General features: G+C 72.6%; 11 protein-coding genes and 1 pseudogene. All 12 read right to left on the minus strand.

Translation table 11 applies throughout. The annotated features are described in order from the left end of the window. Positions 1–727: 727 nt before the first annotated feature. Positions 728–1,147 (minus strand): annotated as a pseudogene (locus tag WME90_RS42180) (eCIS core domain-containing protein); the annotation flags it as partial. A gap of 1 nt (position 1,148) precedes the next feature. Next, entirely contained in the window at positions 1,149–1,658 is a 510-nt protein-coding gene (locus WME90_RS42185) for a hypothetical protein (RefSeq protein ID WP_437277746.1), read from the minus strand. Next, a complete protein-coding gene (locus tag WME90_RS42190; protein ID WP_437277747.1) occupies positions 1,658–3,625 on the minus strand; it encodes an ATP-binding protein in 1,968 nt (655 codons plus the stop codon). Before WME90_RS42190 ends, WME90_RS42185 begins: the two co-directional genes overlap by 1 nt. Then, positions 3,622–3,750, minus strand: coding sequence for a hypothetical protein (locus WME90_RS42195; RefSeq protein WP_437277748.1), 129 nt, complete (start codon positions 3,748–3,750; stop codon positions 3,622–3,624). Before WME90_RS42195 ends, WME90_RS42190 begins: the two co-directional genes overlap by 4 nt. A gap of 6 nt (positions 3,751–3,756) precedes the next feature. Then, complete coding sequence (locus tag WME90_RS42200; RefSeq protein WP_437277749.1) at positions 3,757–7,974, minus strand: hypothetical protein; 4,218 nt, start codon at positions 7,972–7,974, stop codon at positions 3,757–3,759. Then, positions 7,971–9,362, minus strand: coding sequence for a hypothetical protein (locus tag WME90_RS42205; RefSeq protein WP_437277750.1), 1,392 nt, complete (start codon positions 9,360–9,362; stop codon positions 7,971–7,973). Before WME90_RS42205 ends, WME90_RS42200 begins: the two co-directional genes overlap by 4 nt. Positions 9,363–9,368: 6 nt before the next feature. After that, the gene (locus WME90_RS42210; RefSeq protein WP_437277751.1) at positions 9,369–10,961 is read right to left on the minus strand and encodes a hypothetical protein; all 1,593 of its coding nucleotides are present in this window, start codon (positions 10,959–10,961) and stop codon (positions 9,369–9,371) included. Between the two features lie 50 nt (positions 10,962–11,011). Next, positions 11,012–11,956, minus strand: coding sequence for a hypothetical protein (locus WME90_RS42215; RefSeq protein ID WP_437277752.1), 945 nt, complete (start codon positions 11,954–11,956; stop codon positions 11,012–11,014). 33 nt (positions 11,957–11,989) lie between these two features. After that, positions 11,990–12,151 (minus strand): hypothetical protein, encoded by a 162-nt coding sequence (locus tag WME90_RS42220; protein ID WP_437277753.1) that lies wholly within the window; start codon positions 12,149–12,151, stop codon positions 11,990–11,992. 3 nt (positions 12,152–12,154) lie between these two features. Continuing rightward, on the minus strand, positions 12,155–12,679 hold the full coding sequence (locus WME90_RS42225; protein ID WP_437277754.1) for a hypothetical protein: 525 nt from the start codon (positions 12,677–12,679) through the stop codon (positions 12,155–12,157). A gap of 30 nt (positions 12,680–12,709) precedes the next feature. After that, entirely contained in the window at positions 12,710–15,226 is a 2,517-nt protein-coding gene (locus tag WME90_RS42230; protein ID WP_437277755.1) for a phage tail protein, read from the minus strand. Positions 15,227–15,228: 2 nt separating this feature from the next. Next, positions 15,229–17,511, minus strand: coding sequence for a putative baseplate assembly protein (locus WME90_RS42235; protein ID WP_437277756.1), 2,283 nt, complete (start codon positions 17,509–17,511; stop codon positions 15,229–15,231).

The raw sequence follows: 17,511 nt of genomic DNA on the forward strand, positions 1-17,511 counted from the left end.
TGGCCGGCTCCCGCGGTCGATCTTGGGTCGACGTGCCCGCGCTATCTCGCTCGGTCGGGGCGCGCCTCTCCGACAGCTCGTTTGTGTCACGGCACGACTCTCCCTCGCCGCTCGACTGGTCAGGCGTGTGCCTGGGTGGCTCGGTGGGCGCGGGGCACGCCGCTCCGGCCCGGCGCGCGACCGCTGGATTGGGAGCGGGCGCGGCTCCCGCCGCGACGGCGCCTGCACCGGCTGCATCGGTTGCGCCACCTCCACCACCGCCGCCACCGGCTGCTGCTTCACCGCTTCCACCACCACCGCCGCCGGCGCCACCGCCCCCATCCGCCGCCGGCCCGCCTCCACCGCCGCCACCTCCTGGACCGCCCGCTCCCCTTTCTCGCCCAGCTCCTGCGCCCCCACCGACGTCCAGCATCGCGGGCTCGAAGTCCCGCTCGGCGAGGGCATCGAGCTGCATCTGCACCGCCGCGCTCGTGAGATCCGCCGCGCCGCTGCAGCTCGAGCAGGTCCCGCCGCAGCTACAGGCCATCTGCACGCCGGCCTCGCCGCCGCCCCGCTCTTGGTTCAGCAGGGCCTCGGCCGACTGCCCGCGGACGACGGCATCGGCCACCTCGTCGGCCTGCCGCTCGTAGCGATCGCCGACCTTGCCGACGCCGCCGTCGAGCTGGACACCCGCCTTCTGCTGCACGACGTGCGCCGCCTCGTGCGCGGCGAGCCGCAGGTCCGGCGGCCCACGGAAGGCGATGCGATCGCCGATCGTGAACGCCCGGGCGCCCAGCCGCGACGCGGCGCTGCTCGGAGCGCCGTCGCTGCCCGTGCGAACATGACGGATGTCGTGGCGACCGAACGCCTGCTGGATCGTCGCCGCGTACGGCAAGGGCGCGGACGCGGTCGCCACCCCGTGACGCGCAATGCCGTGGATCGCCGCCGCGCGATTCCGCCCGCCGCCCTCGGCACCCGCAGCACCGCCACCCGCAGCACCGCCGCCGCCGCCGCCACCGGCAGCCATGCCACCGGGGCCCGCCGCTGCCTGCACGTAGGCCGGCGGCGACGACGGTGATTCCTCGAGGTCCGCGCGCGCCGCGGACGCCGCCCGTTCCGCCGGCGCGGCGGAAGGCGGACGTTTCTCGGCCGCGGGCGCGACGCTCATGTCACTTGCGCGCTCCCTCGCGCTCGGCGTCGGCCTCCTCGTCGTCTTGCATGTCCGCCGCCGGCGTCAGGCCCTGCCCGCGCAGCGTGTCCGCGATCGACGCCGACACCTCGCGCCGGATCTGCTCGCGCAGCGCCTGGGCGCGAGCCTCGCTCGGCGTGATGGTGCCGAACGCGGCCGCCGCCGCGCGCTCGAGGCGATTCGCGGCCGCCTCGAAATCGAGCGGTGAACCGTCGGCGAACACCTCATCCGCCGCCTCCAGGAACGCGGCGACCGAGGGGGGAAACCGGTCGAGCGGCGGCATCGCCACGCCGCGCGCGTCCAGCGCCGGTCCGAGCGCCTGCATCAGGGCGAGGACGCCGAGCTCGCCGGGCGCGCTGCCCAGCTCGGCGACCAAGCGGCGCAGCGGGTCGGCGTGCGGCGCGATCGGACGGCCCGCGGCGAGATCGGCGGCGGCGGCCGCGATGGCGTCGGCCAGGCGGCGTGCGGCGGCAGCAGGTGCAGCGTGCATCAGCGCTTCTCCTCCGGGGTGATCGACGTGGCGGCGCCGAGCTCCGACGGCAGCGTGCGCCCCAGCTTGCGGTACTCGACGGCGAGACCAGCGACGAGGTCCGGCAGGCGGATCGGCCGCCCGTCCCGGCGCGCGAGCAGGCTGGCGCAAAGGACGGCGTTGCGTACGTGACCGCCCGCGAGATCGCACGTCGCCGCGAGCTGGTTGAACGACGCCGGATCGAGCTCGTGATGAGCGCCCAGGTGCGTGCGCCAGAGCGCGCGCCGCTCCTCCGGCCCCGGCGGTGGGAAGTCGATCACGGCGTCGAGTCGACGCGTGAACGCCGCGTCGATGCGCGTGCGGCTGTTGCTGGTCAGGAGCACGATGCCGTCGAACGACTCGATGCGCTGGAGCAGGAAGTTGGTCTGCGCATTGGCGAAGCGGTCGTTGGCGTCCTTGACGTCGGTGCGCTTGCCGAACATCGAGTCGGCCTCGTCGAAGAGCAGGATGATCTCCTCGTGCTCGGCCTGCCCGAGGAGCTGGGCCAGGTTCTTCTCGGTCTCACCGATGTACTTGCTGGTCACGGCGGCAAGATCGACGCGGTAGAGCGGCGCCGACAGGCGGCTGGCCAGCCAGCTCGCCGCGAACGTCTTGCCGGTGCCCGACGGGCCGACGAAGAGCGCGCGCACGCCGGGGCGGTGGCGCGCGCGCATGGCCGCGCCCAGGCCGTCGACGAGCTCGTCGCGCGCTCGGCACCGCATCAGCAAGAGCTCGAGATCGCGCCGCAGCGACGGCGTCCTCACGAGCGCTTCATCGGACACGTCGTCGTCGATCGGCTCGGCGAGCCCGCGCAGGCCCGGGCCCTCGCTGGTCCACGCCGCGGCGCGCACGTGGGATCGATCGATCGCGGCACCGCCGGCGAGGCGAGCGGCGCGGCGCGCGGCTCGCCCCAGCTGCGCGATGCGGCCGGCGCCATGGCGATGGTCGCGAGCCAGCGCCGCGGCGAGCGCCTCGTCCCCGAGGCTCTCCTGCCACAGGCGCGACCTCTCGTCGCGTGTCGGCACGGTCAATCGCCAGCTCGGGATCGTGATGCCGTCACGGTCGATCGTCCCTTCGAGGCCCGCCAGCGCCAGCACCGGGCCGTGGTAGCCGGGAAGCTCCGGCAGCCGGCGCCGCTCGCTGGGGCCGAGCTCGTAGACGAACACGGGCACCAGGTTGCGCAGCGCCATCCAGGGCCCGAGCCCCGCGGCGGGCTCTCCCTCGACGAACCCAGCTTCGGCGCCGAGCGCCGCCGCGACCGCGGCACACACGGCGCGCCCCTCGGCCATCGAGGGCGTCCGCACGGTCAGGGCCTGTTGGTCGTCGCCGAACGCCGCCGCCTGTCGCGCGGCTTCCGCCACCGTCGAGCGCGCGAGCGGCACCGCGGGGCGCGCACCCACGGTGACGCCCGCGATCGGGATCTGCAGCCCGCGCAGCGCGGCGTGGACGGGCGCCGACAGCGCCATGCGCCGCTCGACGAGCGGCAGCTCGTCCCCGCGCAGCAAGAACACGCTGGCCTGGCGCGCCGGGCCGTCGACAAGGTCGCCATAGGCCCTCTCCGCGCTCTCGCCGGCCGCGGTGAACGCTGTCGCCAGCAGCCCGACCATCGGGCGAGATCCCGGGGCCGGCGCCTGCAGCGCGGCGACGAGCCGCGTGAGGGCGGGATCCTCCTCGAGCGCGATCAGCAGCGCGATCGCGAGCTGCTCGCTCGCGCTCAGGCCCAGCATCGCGGCGAGCGCGACCACGGGCAGATCCGATTCGGGAATGGCCGCGCCGTCCCCGAGCCGCTGCCACCACGCGCCGTTCACCTTCGGCTCGCGCGCAGCAATGGCGTCGACCTCGGGGCCGCGGATGCCGGCGCGCTCCGCGACGTCGAGGAGCGCGGCGGTGGCGAGCGCGACCAGCGGCGGGCGGGACGCGCGCGACGAGGGCGTCGGCCCGGCGCTCAACCGCGGGCTCCATCGAGGGGGTGGAAGCGGACGGCGCGGCCGAGCCATGGCCCCCAACCCGGGCCGATGTCGAGGCCGGCGAGGCGGATGCCGGCCTCCGGCTCGTTGGCGCGGGCGGATTCCATCGACGCTTACGCCTTCCGGAAGAACGACGGCGCCGTCCGCGCCATCGGGTCCACGAACCGCGCCGTCGCCCCCTTTGTGAGCACCAGCTGCGCGCTCGCCTCGGTGATGCGAGCGCGGGCCTGGTTGCCCACCAGATCCTCGACCACGCCGTGGGCGACCATCTCCTGCCCCTTGAAGAACATCACCTTCATCCCGAGGCGCACCCGGATCGGATCGATCGCGACCGGGACCGTCTTGCCCGGGTGCACCGGCGTGTCTTCGATGACCGCGCCGGCGATGATCTCGTCGACCGGCGCGTGGCTGGCGAGCAGCAGGCACACCCGGACGAGATCGTGCATCCAGGCGATCCCCTCGGCGTGGTTGGGGTCGATCCGGCTGTACAGCCAGTCGGTCAGCCCCTCGATCTCCTTGCGATCCACATAGGGGATCTCGCCCCACCGGGGGAGCACCGCCAGGTTGCGCAGGTTGACGTTCCGATCCTCGTATTGGCTGAGCCGCTCGGCCCACTCGAGGCGGATCGCGGGCAGCACGTCCGAGGCCTGCGCGTGCAGGCAGCCGGCGATCCGGCCGATCTGCGACAGCTCGCGCGCCGCCTCGTCGGCGACGAGCGAGCGCCCGTGGTTGGCCTCGATCAGGTCGCCGAGCGAGAGCACGTGTTTGGCCACCTCGCGCGTCTCCTTCCAGCCGAGGCCGGCGAAGCGGGCGAGATCGAGCTGCGCCACCTGGAGGCGGACGTTCCCCACGACCCGCTGCTGCGTCTGGGTCACGTTGACGATCGCCTGGCCGAAGCGCCCCGGGAGCGCGCGCTGCCGGAACGTCGCCGGCTGCACCTCGGTCACGCGCACGACCTGGGCGCGCATCTTGGCGATGGCCAGCGTCCCATGGAGCAGCTCCACCCGATCGAGCTTGTCGAGGATCCGGGGAACGTGGGTGAACCACGACACCGGCGCCTCGCGGAGGAGCTGCACCATCTCGTCGATTTCCTCGGGCGCGTCCGAGTGGGTGTTCAGGCAGGCCGGGACCGGGGCCGCGAACAACCCCGGGTTCAGGCTCAACATCGGCGCATCGACGAGCGCCTCGGCGAAGCGCGGGCGAACGAAGGCGAGGAAGCCCAGGTGCTCGCGCAGGACGTTGGCGCGGCGCTGGTTGATCTGACCGACCCGACCCTTCTCATCGCGCAGCAACGCGCGGGCGGTGGACAGCTTGTGCCGGGCCTCGCCCAGCTCCCCGTCGATCACGGCGAGGCGCTTCGCAGCAGCGTCCTTGTTCCGGGTGATCACGCCCAGCGCTTGCTTGCACCTGTCCAGCTCGGCCCGATAAGCGACGATGCGCGCCTCCACCGCGCGCAAGGTGGCTATCGCGTGCTCGACGATCAGCGCAGCGTCCGAGTAGAGGTTGCCCTCGTCGGCGTCTTTGCCCGCCGGGTCGCGCAGGATCCGGCTGATGCCGCCGAACGACGGGCTCTTGAGGACGCGACGCAGGCTGACCGGCGCAGGGAGCCGCTTGACCAGCCCGGCGCGGGGGTTCTCCACGGCGCCTTCCTCTTCCCTGTCGAGCTCCTCGCCTTTCGGGCCGAGGAACGGTTTGTGGAACAGCGGCTGGCGGTTCGAATCCCACTCGGGCACGCCGAAGACCGGGATATCCTCGACATTCATCTTCTCTTCGATGAGCAGCCCGAGCGCCTCGAGCGCCTCGGTCCGCGCCGCGACCGCATAGTTCTTGGCGTCACGCCCCGGCGAGGCCTCGATGCGCTCCGCGATGCTGACCGTCCGGAAGTCATAGGCGCCCTCCCCGACGATCGGCTGATCCTTCTGCACGACGTCCCGCGGCGACGGCGGCGGGAGGAAGATCGGGGGTGGCTGGAAGGTGGGCGCGAGGATCTGGAGGCCTCCACCCCCGAGGACAGACCCTGCATTGATGAGGGCCCCGAGCGCGCCGAGGTCGAACACCGCGCTCGTCGAAGGCTGGGTCGCCGTCGGGATGCCGGCGATCTCCGACGCCAGCAGCCCGGCGGCTGTCACCGCGCCGACAGGCTGCAACAGCGCCGAGCTCACGGTCCGCGTCGAGGACGGCAGCGAGGCGCGCATCGCTGCGCCGGCAGACTCGACAAGCGCCGGGCTCGCTACTCGCCCCGACGCCACAAGCGAGGCGCCCGTCAGCGCGCTGCTCAACGTCGAGCTCGGTGTCGCTCCTCCGCTGGGCGCGGTGCCGCGCAGCTCCAGGGCCCGAGTCGAGGGCTTGGGCGCGCCGCCGGACTTGGGCGGCGCGGCCGTTCCAGGCGGCACGACGGTGCCAGGCGGCGGCTTCCCCTTCACCGAGAGATAGAACTTGTTCACCTCGTCGGTCACGGCAGCGGCGCTCGCGCCCTTGGCGATCGACGTGAGGATCGGCGACGACGCGAGGCGCGTGGCGGCGATGTTGCCGAGCATGAACTGCCGCAGCCGGTAGATGTTCGCGTGCCCCTTGAGGAACGAGAAATCGATGGTGTCGTCCGCCTTCGCGAGCTTGGCCTCGATCTTCTCGATGAAGGCATCGAGCCCCATGCCGCTCTCGAAATCGTCGATCTCGTCCTTGGAGAACACCCGCCCGCGCCGGACCCTCACCGTCGGCGGTGTGGTGCCCGGATTGATGGGGTCGTAGTCGGGGTTTTCGTCCTCGTAGTCGCCAATCCCGAGCGCGGCGTAGAGCTCCTGGAACGCCTGGACGACGCCCTGATCGGCGCCGTCGACCCCGTAGCGCTCTTCACCCTCCCAGGCCTTTGTCGGCGGGTCGTCGGGCTCCGGCTTCGGCGGCACGCCACCCTCGTAGTCCCTGAGCGTCGCGGGGTCCGGCAGGCTCCCGGGCAGCGGGCTGGGGAGCGCCGGCTGCTCCGGCTGCTCGAGGGCCTCGGGATCGGGGTCGGGGTACACGGGCACGCTCTCGGCGCCATCCGCGGCGCGAACCAGCGCGGCGTGATCGCGCCGGAGCAGCGCTCGACGGAAGCGCCATCCGTGTCGCTCGTACTGGAACCACTCGATGGTGCGCTTGAAGATCGGATCCACCTGCTCGGCGAGCAGCAGGTTCGGCTCGTACACAGCCTGGGGCACGGGCGCGATGACGAGGACATCCTCGGCGCTGTCGGTCGCGAGCGGCGCGAGCGAGGCGCAGCGGTGGATCACCTGGTCGAGCTGCTCGAGCGGCAGAGGCGCCGCCTTGATCCGAAACCCCGCGGGGAAGAACCGGTTGGCGGCCGTCCCCAGCGGGTCGAACGAGAGGGCATCCCGGGGGAGCATCCCCACCGGCGGCAGGTGGGCGAAATCGGCGATGTGCTGGCCCGTGAAGACGGGATCGAGCGGCGGCATGCCGGCCAGCTGCTCGGCGAACTGCTGGATGCGCGCCTGCCACAGGAACGCCGTACCCGTGCGGAGCGCGTCGTGGGTCACGAAGGGCCGCCGGCGCTTCGCCTTGCCGCCCTGCCGCACGACCGCGTACCGGTCCACCCACAGGGGCGCATCGTCCTGGAACGCCACGAGGCCGATGGGGACGCCGAAGGCCTCCCAGGGATGTTGATCATCCGATCCCTGGAGCCGCTCGAGCTCGAAGATCGTGGTTGCGATCCGGTTGCGCCAGGCGGAGGTGCTCGCCGGCAGCGCGGCCCAGCTCGGGTTCCAGGGGAGCAGCAGCAAGCGCGCGGCGTCGATCGTCTGCTCGTCGGCGAACGCGGCCTCGCTCTCGTCGTAATCGCAGGGGTTCGTCGGATCCACGTTGCCGGCGCGGCGCACGAGGGAAGGCTGCAGCACGAGCACGCCGAGCCGCGTGCCCGGCGGGATGCGCGGCGACTCGTCGTTTGGCGAGGTCCCGAACGAACCCGGCGGCACGCGCAGGCGCGCGACGTCGACGCGCAGGGCGCGCGACACCACCACATCCTCACCCGAATGCGTGAGGCCCATCCCTGGCGCCACGTGCAGGAACGCGCGCCCCTCGGGGGCCGATCCCGGCGGCGCGCGGAGCTCGAGATCGATCTCGATCCCCGTCACCACGCCGGGAGAGAGCACCTGCCCGAGCGTGGCCAGGCGCCCCACGCGCCCTTGCTGCTCGGCCTGGAGCGCGGCGTCGCTGAGCGTGCGGCCCGTGTACAGGTGGAGCCGCCGGCGCCACCCGCCGTCCACCTGCGGCGCGAGGGCGGGGTGCACGGCCACCACCCGCTCGCCGGCCAAGGGATTCTCGATGGGCGTGACCTTCATCTCTCTCTCCCTTCAGCGAACAGCTCGGGCGCCCGCAGCTCGAGGGTGCGGCGCCGGACGAACCAGAGGAGCTGGTCGCTCACCGCGGCCAGGGCCTCGCGCCAGGCAGCCTCGATCGCCGCCTTCGGATCCACCGTGACGATGGCGTTCGGCACGACCGCCCTGCGGGTGAGGGTGTTCAGCACGTCGATGGGCTTGCGACGGACAAGGAGCGGCGGCACGAGGCGCAGCGGGCGCGGTGTCGTCTCGAGGCGCAGGCGCCGGAGCGACGCGCGCGACATCGGGATCAGCACCTGGAGCGTCGTGAAGTCCAGGTCCTCGGCGTCGCCGCGGACGTCGATCGGCGGCAGCAACAGGCTCTCCTCGACGAGCGCGGTGACCTCGTCCTCGGTGACGATGGTCAGGTCCACGGTCATCTGCGCCGGGAAGAAGTGCTGCGTGAAGTCCTTGGGATCGATGGCCGCCGCCGGCATCCGACCGGCGGGGGGCAGCACCTCGAAGTAATCCGCCGCGGCGAAGCGCAGCCCGCCGCGCGCCTGCCGCTCGGCCAGGAGCTCGCGGAGCTGGCGGTCGTACTGGGTGAGGTGGGCTTCGCGCAGCGCCCGGGACACCACGCCGAAGCCGACGACGCCGCCGTGCTCGGCCCCCACCTCGCGACGGACGAGGTAAGGATCGACCCAGCGGACGTGGCCGCGCTCGAGAGAGAGCATCGCCAGCGGCAGCGTCTCCGCGGGGATCCCGCGCGCGGCCTGCTCCAGGAACATCGTCCGCGCGACGTGGGCGCGCTGCTTCCAGGGGTCGCGCTCCGCCGTGTCGTCGCGGTAGGCGATGAGCGTGAGCGCCACGCCTTCCACGATGTCCGCGGGCTCGCGCGAGCGCCTGCCGTCCACCGTCGTCGGGTACTTGACGATCGATCGTGTCACGTACTCGATGGGCCGGAGCGCCAGCACGTAGAGGCCGGTGCGCGCGGAAGGCGGCGGCGCGGGGACGGTCGCGAGGCCGAACGAGGCGTCGAGCTGCGAGAGCTCGCTCACGTCGTCCACCTCCACGACGAGCGGCGCGTCGAGCGCCGCGAGCTCGCCGGCGAACGTGACGCCGTGCCCTCGAGAGATCGCGAGCCGGCGGGGGCCGGCGACGCTCACCTCGAGCCCGCGGATCACCCCGACGGCGCCCGCGCCCGAGAGGTCGGCCTGGCGAGACAGGGAGTAGGTCTGTTCGCGCAGGAGATCCCGCGCGGCCAGGAAGCGGCCGTCGAAGTAGTGAGAGCGGGCGCGTCGCGCGTCGACGACGAGCGTCCCTTCCGCTTCCATGGCGTGTACGTCGTCGGGGGACAGATCCTCCAGCGACGCGCGATCCGGACCGAGGGTGGGGTCAACGAGCGAGCTCATGGCGGCCTAGACCTCCGGCGGAGGGGATGTTGTGGCGGAGACGGAGTGCGACTCGTCGGCGCGGAGCTCGGCCGGCACCGTGTCCTCGCGGGCGGGATCCGCGAACCGCGGGGGCACGGACCCCGGCACGAGGCCAAGGTGCCGCCCCTGGAGCGTCCGGCGGCGCACGTACCAGAGGCGCCCCCCCATGCTGACGGCTCGATCCAGCGCCTTCCGCCAGCGCTCATCGAGCGCGTGGTTGCGCTCCGCGTCCTCGCCGTCGAGCTCGCGCTCCGCGACGATCGGCGGGCGCACCGCCGGCGTGCCGAGCCCGCGCGCCCCCGTCGTCGGCAGGCGCGGCAGGAGCTTGCGAAACACGTCGACCGGCTGCCGGCGGAGCAGCACGCCGGGCGCCGCCGGAGAGAGCTCGACGCAGAGGCGGCGGCGGTCGTCCGCGAGCAGCTCGCGCGGCGCCGGGAGGAGCACCAGGATGCTCGTGAAATCGAGATCCTCGGGCGGCGCCATGAGATCGATGGGCGGGAGCCACAGCGCCTCGTCGACGAGCGCCGACACCTCGTCATCCGGAAGCAGCGCCATCGCGCAGGGCATCTGCGGCGGGAAGAAGCACTGCGTGTAGCGCAGGTCTCCCATCCGCTCCAAGGCGTCCACGGGCAGCTGCCCGGCCGGCGGCAGGGCGCGGAACACCTCGGCGGCGGAGAAGCGGAGCCCGCCGGGGCGGCTCCTGCGCTCGTCCATCAGCGCGGTGAGGTGAGCCTCCTGCTGCAGCACGTAGGCCTCGCGCAGGCCGCGCGGGGCGAGGCCGAACCCCGCCACGCCGGCGTGCTCTCCGCCGACCTCGCGCCGCACCATGTCGGCGTCGATCCACACGACGAAGCCCCGATCGAGCTGGATCATCGCGATGGGCAGCGCCTCCGCCGGCACGCCCCCGGCCGCGCGGTCGACGAAGACGCGGCGGGCCACGTGGGCGCGCTGCTGCAGGGGATCGAGCTCGGCGTGATCGTCGCGGTAAGGGACGAGCGTCACGGCCACCGCCTCGATGATCTCGCCGTCGTCGACGGCCCGCCGCTCGTTCACCGACGTCGGATACGCGGCGATGGGATTGGCCGTGAACTCCACGGGGCGCAGCGCCAGCACGAACAGGCCGGATCGCCGCCGCGGCGGCTCGTTCGGCGCCGCGTCGATGTGGAAGGCCCGGTCGAGCTGCATCATCCGCGTGACGTCGGCGAGGTTGACGACGAGCCCGTCCGCGGTGTCGTCGTCGCGGCGGAGCACCACAAGCTGGCCGGCGGGGGTGACCCCGGTCCCGGGCGAGATGGAGACGGTCGTGTCGTCGACGCGCGTGACCATCAGGCCGTGGAGCACGCCCGGCCCCGTGGCGCGGGCCAGGTCGGCCTGGCGGTCGAGGAAATAGTCCTGCTCTCGCGTGAGATCGTGCGCGGCCAGGAACCGTCCGTCGAAGTAGCGCGGGCGCCGCCGCGCCGGGTTCACCACGAGGGTCCCCGCCCGGCGGTATCGCTCGATCTCCTGGGCGTCGAGGTGATCGAGGTTCAACCGGGCCAGGCTGCGGAACGGTGTGAAAAGAGCCTTTACATCGAACATCCACGCCTCCTGTGGGACCGTCCGAGCCCGCTTCCGGGCCCTCTCCCCTCTCAGATGAGCAGCTGGGCCAGCGCCGCCGCGGTGTAGACGAAGGCGCGATCGTCGTTCCGGAGCTCCACCGGGAGCGTCGCGTCTCGCACCGCCGGACGGTCGATCCCCCCGTCCGTGCACGGGATACGGAGCCGCGCCAGGAAGAGCCAGTGTTTGTCGTTCTGAGGATCAAGCCAGTCCGGCACGACAGGGTCTTGTGCGGACGGGTCATTCCTCTTGCGCGGGCGGAAGCGGTCCCAGGCGCCGAAGATCAGCTCGCGCAGCCGCGCGGCCCGCTCGGACTGGGGCAAAGACGCGACCCCCGCCCAGTAGTTCCTCGGCAGCGGCGGCTCCGATTCTCCTTCTCTGCGTTCTTCGTCTCCGCGCGGCACGAGCGTGAGCTCGAATCCATCGCGGAGGCGGGACGGCTGCACCGCGTCGAGCGCATCGAACGGCCCCGCCGCAAACGCCGGCGTCTTGCCGCGCCCGCAGGCGGCGAAGCGAAGGAACACGTCCACGATCAGCTGCCCCCGCGTGGTGCCAGCTTCAGGGTCAGGATGAAAGGCCTTCCGCAGCCGCTCCGATCGCTCGAACCCTGCCTGATCCACGGCGCGGCCCGCCTCCTGGTACTCCAGCCACTTGCTCAGCCGGATGCAGCGCCCCGGCAGGGCGTTCGGCATGCTCGGCACCTCGACGAGCCGGCCTATCCGATCGAGCGCCAGCCCCGGGGCCACGTGCACCTCTTCCGCGTCGGGGTGGATGCCTTCCTCCGGCGGAGGGACGATCGTGACCTCGAGCCCCGCCACGGTGCCGCTGCCGTCGAGGAACGCCAGCGCGCGGGCCAGGCGGCCACGGTGGTAGTCCTGCTCGGCGCGGAAGTCCTCCTTGTCGAGCATGACCCCCTGCTCATAGAAGACTCGGTCTGGCTCGATCGGCTGGTCCAGGCTGTCAGGACGCGTGCTCATCGTGTCTCCTCGTCATGGCGGAAAGGTGGGGCTCTACTTCTGGACGACGATCTGCAGCTCCACCGGCTGGCTCTTGTTCCCCTTCTTATCCAGCACGACCAGCTCGAAGCGGTAGACGCCGGCCTCCAGCGTGATCTGGACGTGCGGGTCGGTGGTCTCCGCGGTCTCGTTGGGCCGGATCTTCAGGACGACCATGATCTAGCGATCCACGGGCCGCCGGGGCGGCACGATGGGCGGAGTGTCGGTGGGCGAATCCGTGATGGGCTTCGTCGGAACGACATCGATGTTGGGCCGGACGACCGGCGGCTCCACGACGGGCCTCGTCGTAATGACGTCCACCGGCTTCGTCAGGACGACGTCGACGTTGGGCCGGACGACACTCAGCCGACTCGGCGCCTCGACAAGCGTCCAGATGTATCTGGCGATCTGGCCGCCGTCGGCGTCGCTCGACCCTTCGGCCGACAGCTCGAACGCCTTCCCCGACTGCGGCCACGCGGCAGGATCCTGCTTCTCGGGCACCACGAGGCGCAGAATGGCGGTCGGCGCGGTGGTGTCGCGGACGATCACCTCGATCGTCGCCGGCGCGGAGCGGTTGCCCGCCTGGTCCTCCACCACGAGCTGGAAGACGTGCAGCCCCGGCCGGAGCGGCTGACCGCCCGCGGACGTGACCTCCACGTGATTCTCGACGGTCTCTACCTGCTTTTTCTGCTCGAAATTCGCCATGAAGCCCGCCTTCCTCGCGGTGACCTCCGGTCACCGCCGGAGCATCCAATGAAATCGGACAAGCCGCCGCCCCGGGGCGGCCCGCGACGCCGAGGCATCGAGGGTGAACGGGGCCCCCACCTCCTGCGGCGGGATCGACGCGACGCGCGCGACGGGCTGCGCCGACGACGGCGAGTGGCCCAGCCGCGGATCCAGGCTGGGGAGGTGCTCGATCCGGTCGCGCACGCCGATCTGGCTCACGTCCACGCGCACCGGCTGCAAACCGGGCTTGCGGCCAAGATAGGTGTCGACGCCCACGAGAGAGGACATCCCCACAAGGAACCGCTGGCTCGCGGTGAGCACCTGCACGGCGACGTGCGCCGGCGCCTCTCGGTCCACGATCTGACGGATGAGCCCGAGATCCTGCGGATTGACCTCGTCGTGCACGAGCACCGTCGCGCGGTGCGCCAGCCGATCGAAGAGCTGCGCCACGGCCGACGCCTCGGCCTGCGTGACGGGGAGATCGGCAGAGAACAGCGCCAGGAACTCCTTGTTGTTCTCGTCGCCGAGGAACAACGTATCCCCCACGAACGAGTTGCCGCTCACGGAGAGCCCCGGCAGCAGCGGATCGTCCACGTCGGCGAGGTTGGCGCCGAGGATGGTCGCGAACGTGCGCCGCAGGCGGAAGTCCTCGAACACCACGAGATCACCGCGCTCGACCCCTCCATCGGTCACCAGATCGAGGGCGAGCCGCAGACCATCGAGCGTGCCGCGCCGGCGGTAGAGCTCCATGGCGTTCTGCAGCAGGGCGCGGCGCCGCTCCACCGGGACCGCGGCGGCGAACGTGAATCCTATCCAGCCCGCCAGCCACTCCAGTGCTCCCTCGGGCGCTCCGGAGGCGTCGGTGAGGAGCCATGCGTGCTTGATCCGGTCCTCGATGGGCGTGAGGATCCCCTCGAAGTTGCCGAGGAACCGCTCCAGGAAGTCCGCCGGGGTGGCCGCGACGTCGGGGCCGCGCGCGTCGGCGTCGGGCCCGAAGACCTGCTCGTGGTAGAGCTCGGGCAGGTAGTTTTTTACGTAGGAGCGGCGGCCGCTGTAGGCCCGCAGCGCAGCGACCTCGGGGGTGCTCCGGCCATCGCCGTGGAGCTCCATCCGCACCCACAGGTAGCGCCCGACCAGCGAGCGCACCCGGAACTGCGGGCGCTGGATGAGCGCGGTCCAGGTGCCGGCGCGATGGGGACGCCGCTCGCACGGCAGGAGCCCGGGGTGGAACGGGATCTCCGACGGCTGCGAGAGCCATACGCCCTGCGGCACGTCGGGCGAGGCGTCGCCCGCGACGGCGCCGAAGCGGTGCTCGTGCCATGCCGCCTCCGGACCGGGGACCGTGAGCTCGTTGCTCGTGGCGAGCAGGACCTTCACGCCGCACCCCGGCGGGATGGCCGCCTCGAGGTAGAGGCGGTGCCAGACCGCCTGCACGTCGCCGCTGTCGATCACGCGGTGGCCGAGGTCGTTGCGCGCCTCCCCCACGGCGGCGAAGCTCGGCCACGAGATCGGCACGAGCGGCCGCGGCCCCTCGGGGGTCGCCACCTGCGGCGTCGGCTGCGTCGTGTGGAGGAACAGCGGCCAGTCCACGAGCGGCCGGCTCGCGCGGGATGGCGACACGCCGCGCAGGGGGTACAGGTCGCCCACCGGGTCCACCACCCGCGCGCCCGCTGCCACGGGGTAGACGGGCGCCTCCTCGGCCCCCTGCTCGTCGCGCCGGGCGATGAGCACCGCGATCTTGTCGCTCCCCACCCAGACCATGCCGTACGGGTAGCGGACGCCGCGCAGGCGCACGGGCGCGCCGAACCGGTCGTCCTCGCCCAGGATCCGGAGGTGCGCGTCCGCGTCCTCCACCCACGTGAGCAGCCCGAGCTTCCCCTCGGGGCTGCAGGCGATCGCCACCGGCGACTCCGACGTCGGCCACGTGGCCCCGGCGAGCTCCTGAGCGCGGGGCGGATCGGGATCGTCCGTCTTGGGGCGGAAGGTGTCGGGCGTGTAGGCGAAGGCCGTGCGTGGCCGCTGCGGGAGCCCCGTGACCCGGGCGATCCGGTGGAGCACCCGGTCCAGGCAGTAGACGCCTCCGGTCGGGATGGGCGCGAGGCGCCAGGCGTTGAACGGCGCGAAGCTCAGGGGCACGGGCTCCCAGCGGTTGCGGAGGTCCTTGAGGATGACCCCCCCCGCCGCCAGGTAGAGAACGTCGTCGTGGCCGATGGCCACGTCGTGGATGAGGGCAGAAGGCTCTGCCGTGTAGATCGCGACCTCGTCGGGGAAGGCGCCCGTGGCGACCACGCGCCGGCCGACGGAGTCCCAGCGGGCGCGGGTGCCGAAGCGGTCGATCGATCCGGGGGTGCGCTCGACGAGAGAGCGAGCGCGGTCCGCGTCCTCCTGCCACGCCGTGGCCCGGCGGGTGGACGAAAGGCGCAGGACCCTGCGGGCGCGATCGTACTGCACGCCCGGCGGATCGCCGATCCTCGCCCAGTGCTCGTCATCGGCGAGGAGGAACGGCCGCTGGAGGTTCGCGTCCATCCCTAACAGACCTCCGGGACGACGGGCACGGCCACGCCGGCGTCCGCGTCGTCGGCGAACGGGTTCGGGATCTGCGTCGGATCGTCGGCCGGGGGCGGCGCGTCCGCGACCACCACGACCGCGAGCAGCTCGGGCAGCTGCCACAGCTCGATCGGGAGCACGAAGCCGCCCGTGGCGTTCCGCTCGGTGACCTGCTCCCACCCGCTGCCCTTCCTGCGGAACAGGTTGACGCCGATGACCTCGGACACGCCGGGCACCTGCGCGACCACCGTCTCGACCTCGCGGTCGCGCACGGCGCGGCCGAGCGGCCAGCCGGTGAAGGCCGCGCCGCCCGGCGCGAGCGGCCAGAAGAACCGGCGCACGGCCTCCTTGACCGCGAGCAGCTGCTCGTCGCGCGGAAAGCCGTCCCGGAGCGTCACCCCCACGGTGACGGCGAGCGGCACGTACTCGCAGCCGATGGTGTAGAGCTCGGTCGCGAGCGGCCGCCGCGCGTCGAGCCACGTGTGCACCGCCTCGAGGAACGGCCGATCGGCCCGCGGGTTGGGCGGCAGCCGCTCCGATTTGAACGGCAGCACCATCACCGACACCACGCCGGGCACCTCGCTCCGGCGCTGGTGCGGCTTGAACCGGGGCAGCACCTCCACGCGGGCCACCATCACGCCCGGCGCCTCGACGGCCAGCGTACGGAAGTCGTCGGCCGTCACCGCGCGGTCGCGGTGCCGGAGGATCCCGGGGATCCGCTGCTCGGCCTCCGCCAAGAGCTCGGCGTCCTGCCCGCCGTCGGTCGGCAGGCTCTGCACCACCTTGAGCTTGCGCTGGATGCGCGGATAGGGCGGCTTCGCGTCGAACGCGGTCATGGCCTTGAGGGACCCGGGCGGCAGGTTGCCCGCCCTGCCGCCGCCGGCGCGCATCACCGCCACGCGCACGCGCCTGCCCGCGCCCGGGATGCGCCCGCGCACGCCGTCGCCGAAGCGCACGGTGCTCGCCTCGGGATCGAGCTTGTAGACGGCGGAGTCCCGCCCGGCGAGGGCCAGATCGGCGATCTGCGTCCAGCGCACGAACCCGAGGTTGTCCTCCTCGACCTCCAGGACGAGGCTCTCCGGGTCGACGTTGGCGGCGGGCAGCTGCATCTCCTGATCGGCGCTGTTGTTGCTCGATCCGATGATCCGGCCGGTGACGGTCGAGCGCTGGTCGATCTCGATGGCGTTGACGCCCACCCAGCCGAGGCGCAGCGACTGCTGCCCCTTCTCGAGCGGCCGGAGGCGCAGCCAGGCGACAACGCGGCCGGCGATCTTGGCGTCATCGAGCCGCGGCGGCCGGTCCCCGAGGCCAGCGGCCGGGTCGTTGCGCACGTCGTTCTCGAGCGCGCCGATCTGCGAAGAACGAGGCAGCCCCAGGCGGATCACCCCGCGGCGGGTGAGGCCGCTCGTGTCGTCCCGGATCACCTCGAGCGCGACCATCTCCGCGCCGCCGGGGGAACCGCCGCTCGTGCGGCCCGTCGTGATCTCCCAGACGTGGGGGATGCGGGCGCGCCGGGCGAGCTGCTCGAACAGTTCCGCGTCCTCGAGCGGGCGCGGGACCTCGATGGCCGGCATGATCCCCACGTTGAGGATCCGCTGCTGTCCCTCCGGATCGTTCCCGAGCGCCTCGCGCGCGGGCCCCACGAGCTCCGGCTTGCGGGCGAGGAGCGCCAGCCAGAGCGACCTGTCGACCGTCTCCTGGATCACGTCGAAGCCGGCCGCCACGGGCGAGCCGCTCGCGAAGACGGGCGTGGTCACGTAGAACTTCGGCTCGACGGGCCTGCCCTCGCGCGACGAGAGGCCGTAGGCGAGCGGCAGCTGGGCGAGCAGCTCGGCCCCGAGCGCCTTCTCCTCCTCGGGGCGGATCGGGCGCTTCACGAAGGCGTCGGCGGTGATCGGCAGGACGGTCAGCTCGTCCCGCGTCTCGAACGGCACCGCGCCCTTGATCTGCGCGAGCGCGCGGATCCGCGGCGCCTCGGCGACGTCCTCGTCGAGCTGCACGCTCACGAGCCCTCGCGCGGCCGCCGCGGGCCGCATCGAGACGCCGAGCAAGCGCAGGAACGCGAGGCGCTGCCGCTCGGGGACGAGGTTGGCCCGGTAGAGCATCGTGTCCGCGAGCCAGGCGAACAGCTCGATGAGCGTCCGTCCCGGATCTCCGACCCGGGGGTCCGTGTACTCGGGCGTGTGCGCCGGGATGCGCGCGACAAGCTCCTCCACGAGGTCGTGGAACGAACGATCGTCAAGGGCGGGGGGCCGAATCGGCAT

The sequence above is a fragment of the Sorangium sp. So ce375 genome (genome assembly GCF_051473855.1).
Lineage (GTDB): Bacteria > Myxococcota_A > Polyangia > Polyangiales > Polyangiaceae > Sorangium.

Coding starts and splice junctions, on each gene's coding strand:
- WME90_RS42185 (WP_437277746.1), bottom strand. CDS start 1,658: ATGCACGCTGCACCTGCTGCCGCCGCACGCCGCCTGGCCGACGCCATC.
- WME90_RS42195 (WP_437277748.1), bottom strand. CDS start 3,750: ATGGAATCCGCCCGCGCCAACGAGCCGGAGGCCGGCATCCGCCTCGCC.
- WME90_RS42200 (WP_437277749.1), bottom strand. CDS start 7,974: ATGAAGGTCACGCCCATCGAGAATCCCTTGGCCGGCGAGCGGGTGGTG.
- WME90_RS42205 (WP_437277750.1), bottom strand. CDS start 9,362: ATGAGCTCGCTCGTTGACCCCACCCTCGGTCCGGATCGCGCGTCGCTG.
- WME90_RS42210 (WP_437277751.1), bottom strand. CDS start 10,961: ATGTTCGATGTAAAGGCTCTTTTCACACCGTTCCGCAGCCTGGCCCGG.
- WME90_RS42215 (WP_437277752.1), bottom strand. CDS start 11,956: ATGAGCACGCGTCCTGACAGCCTGGACCAGCCGATCGAGCCAGACCGA.
- WME90_RS42220 (WP_437277753.1), bottom strand. CDS start 12,151: ATGGTCGTCCTGAAGATCCGGCCCAACGAGACCGCGGAGACCACCGAC.
- WME90_RS42225 (WP_437277754.1), bottom strand. CDS start 12,679: ATGGCGAATTTCGAGCAGAAAAAGCAGGTAGAGACCGTCGAGAATCAC.
- WME90_RS42230 (WP_437277755.1), bottom strand. CDS start 15,226: ATGGACGCGAACCTCCAGCGGCCGTTCCTCCTCGCCGATGACGAGCAC.
- WME90_RS42235 (WP_437277756.1), bottom strand. CDS start 17,511: ATGCCGATTCGGCCCCCCGCCCTTGACGATCGTTCGTTCCACGACCTC.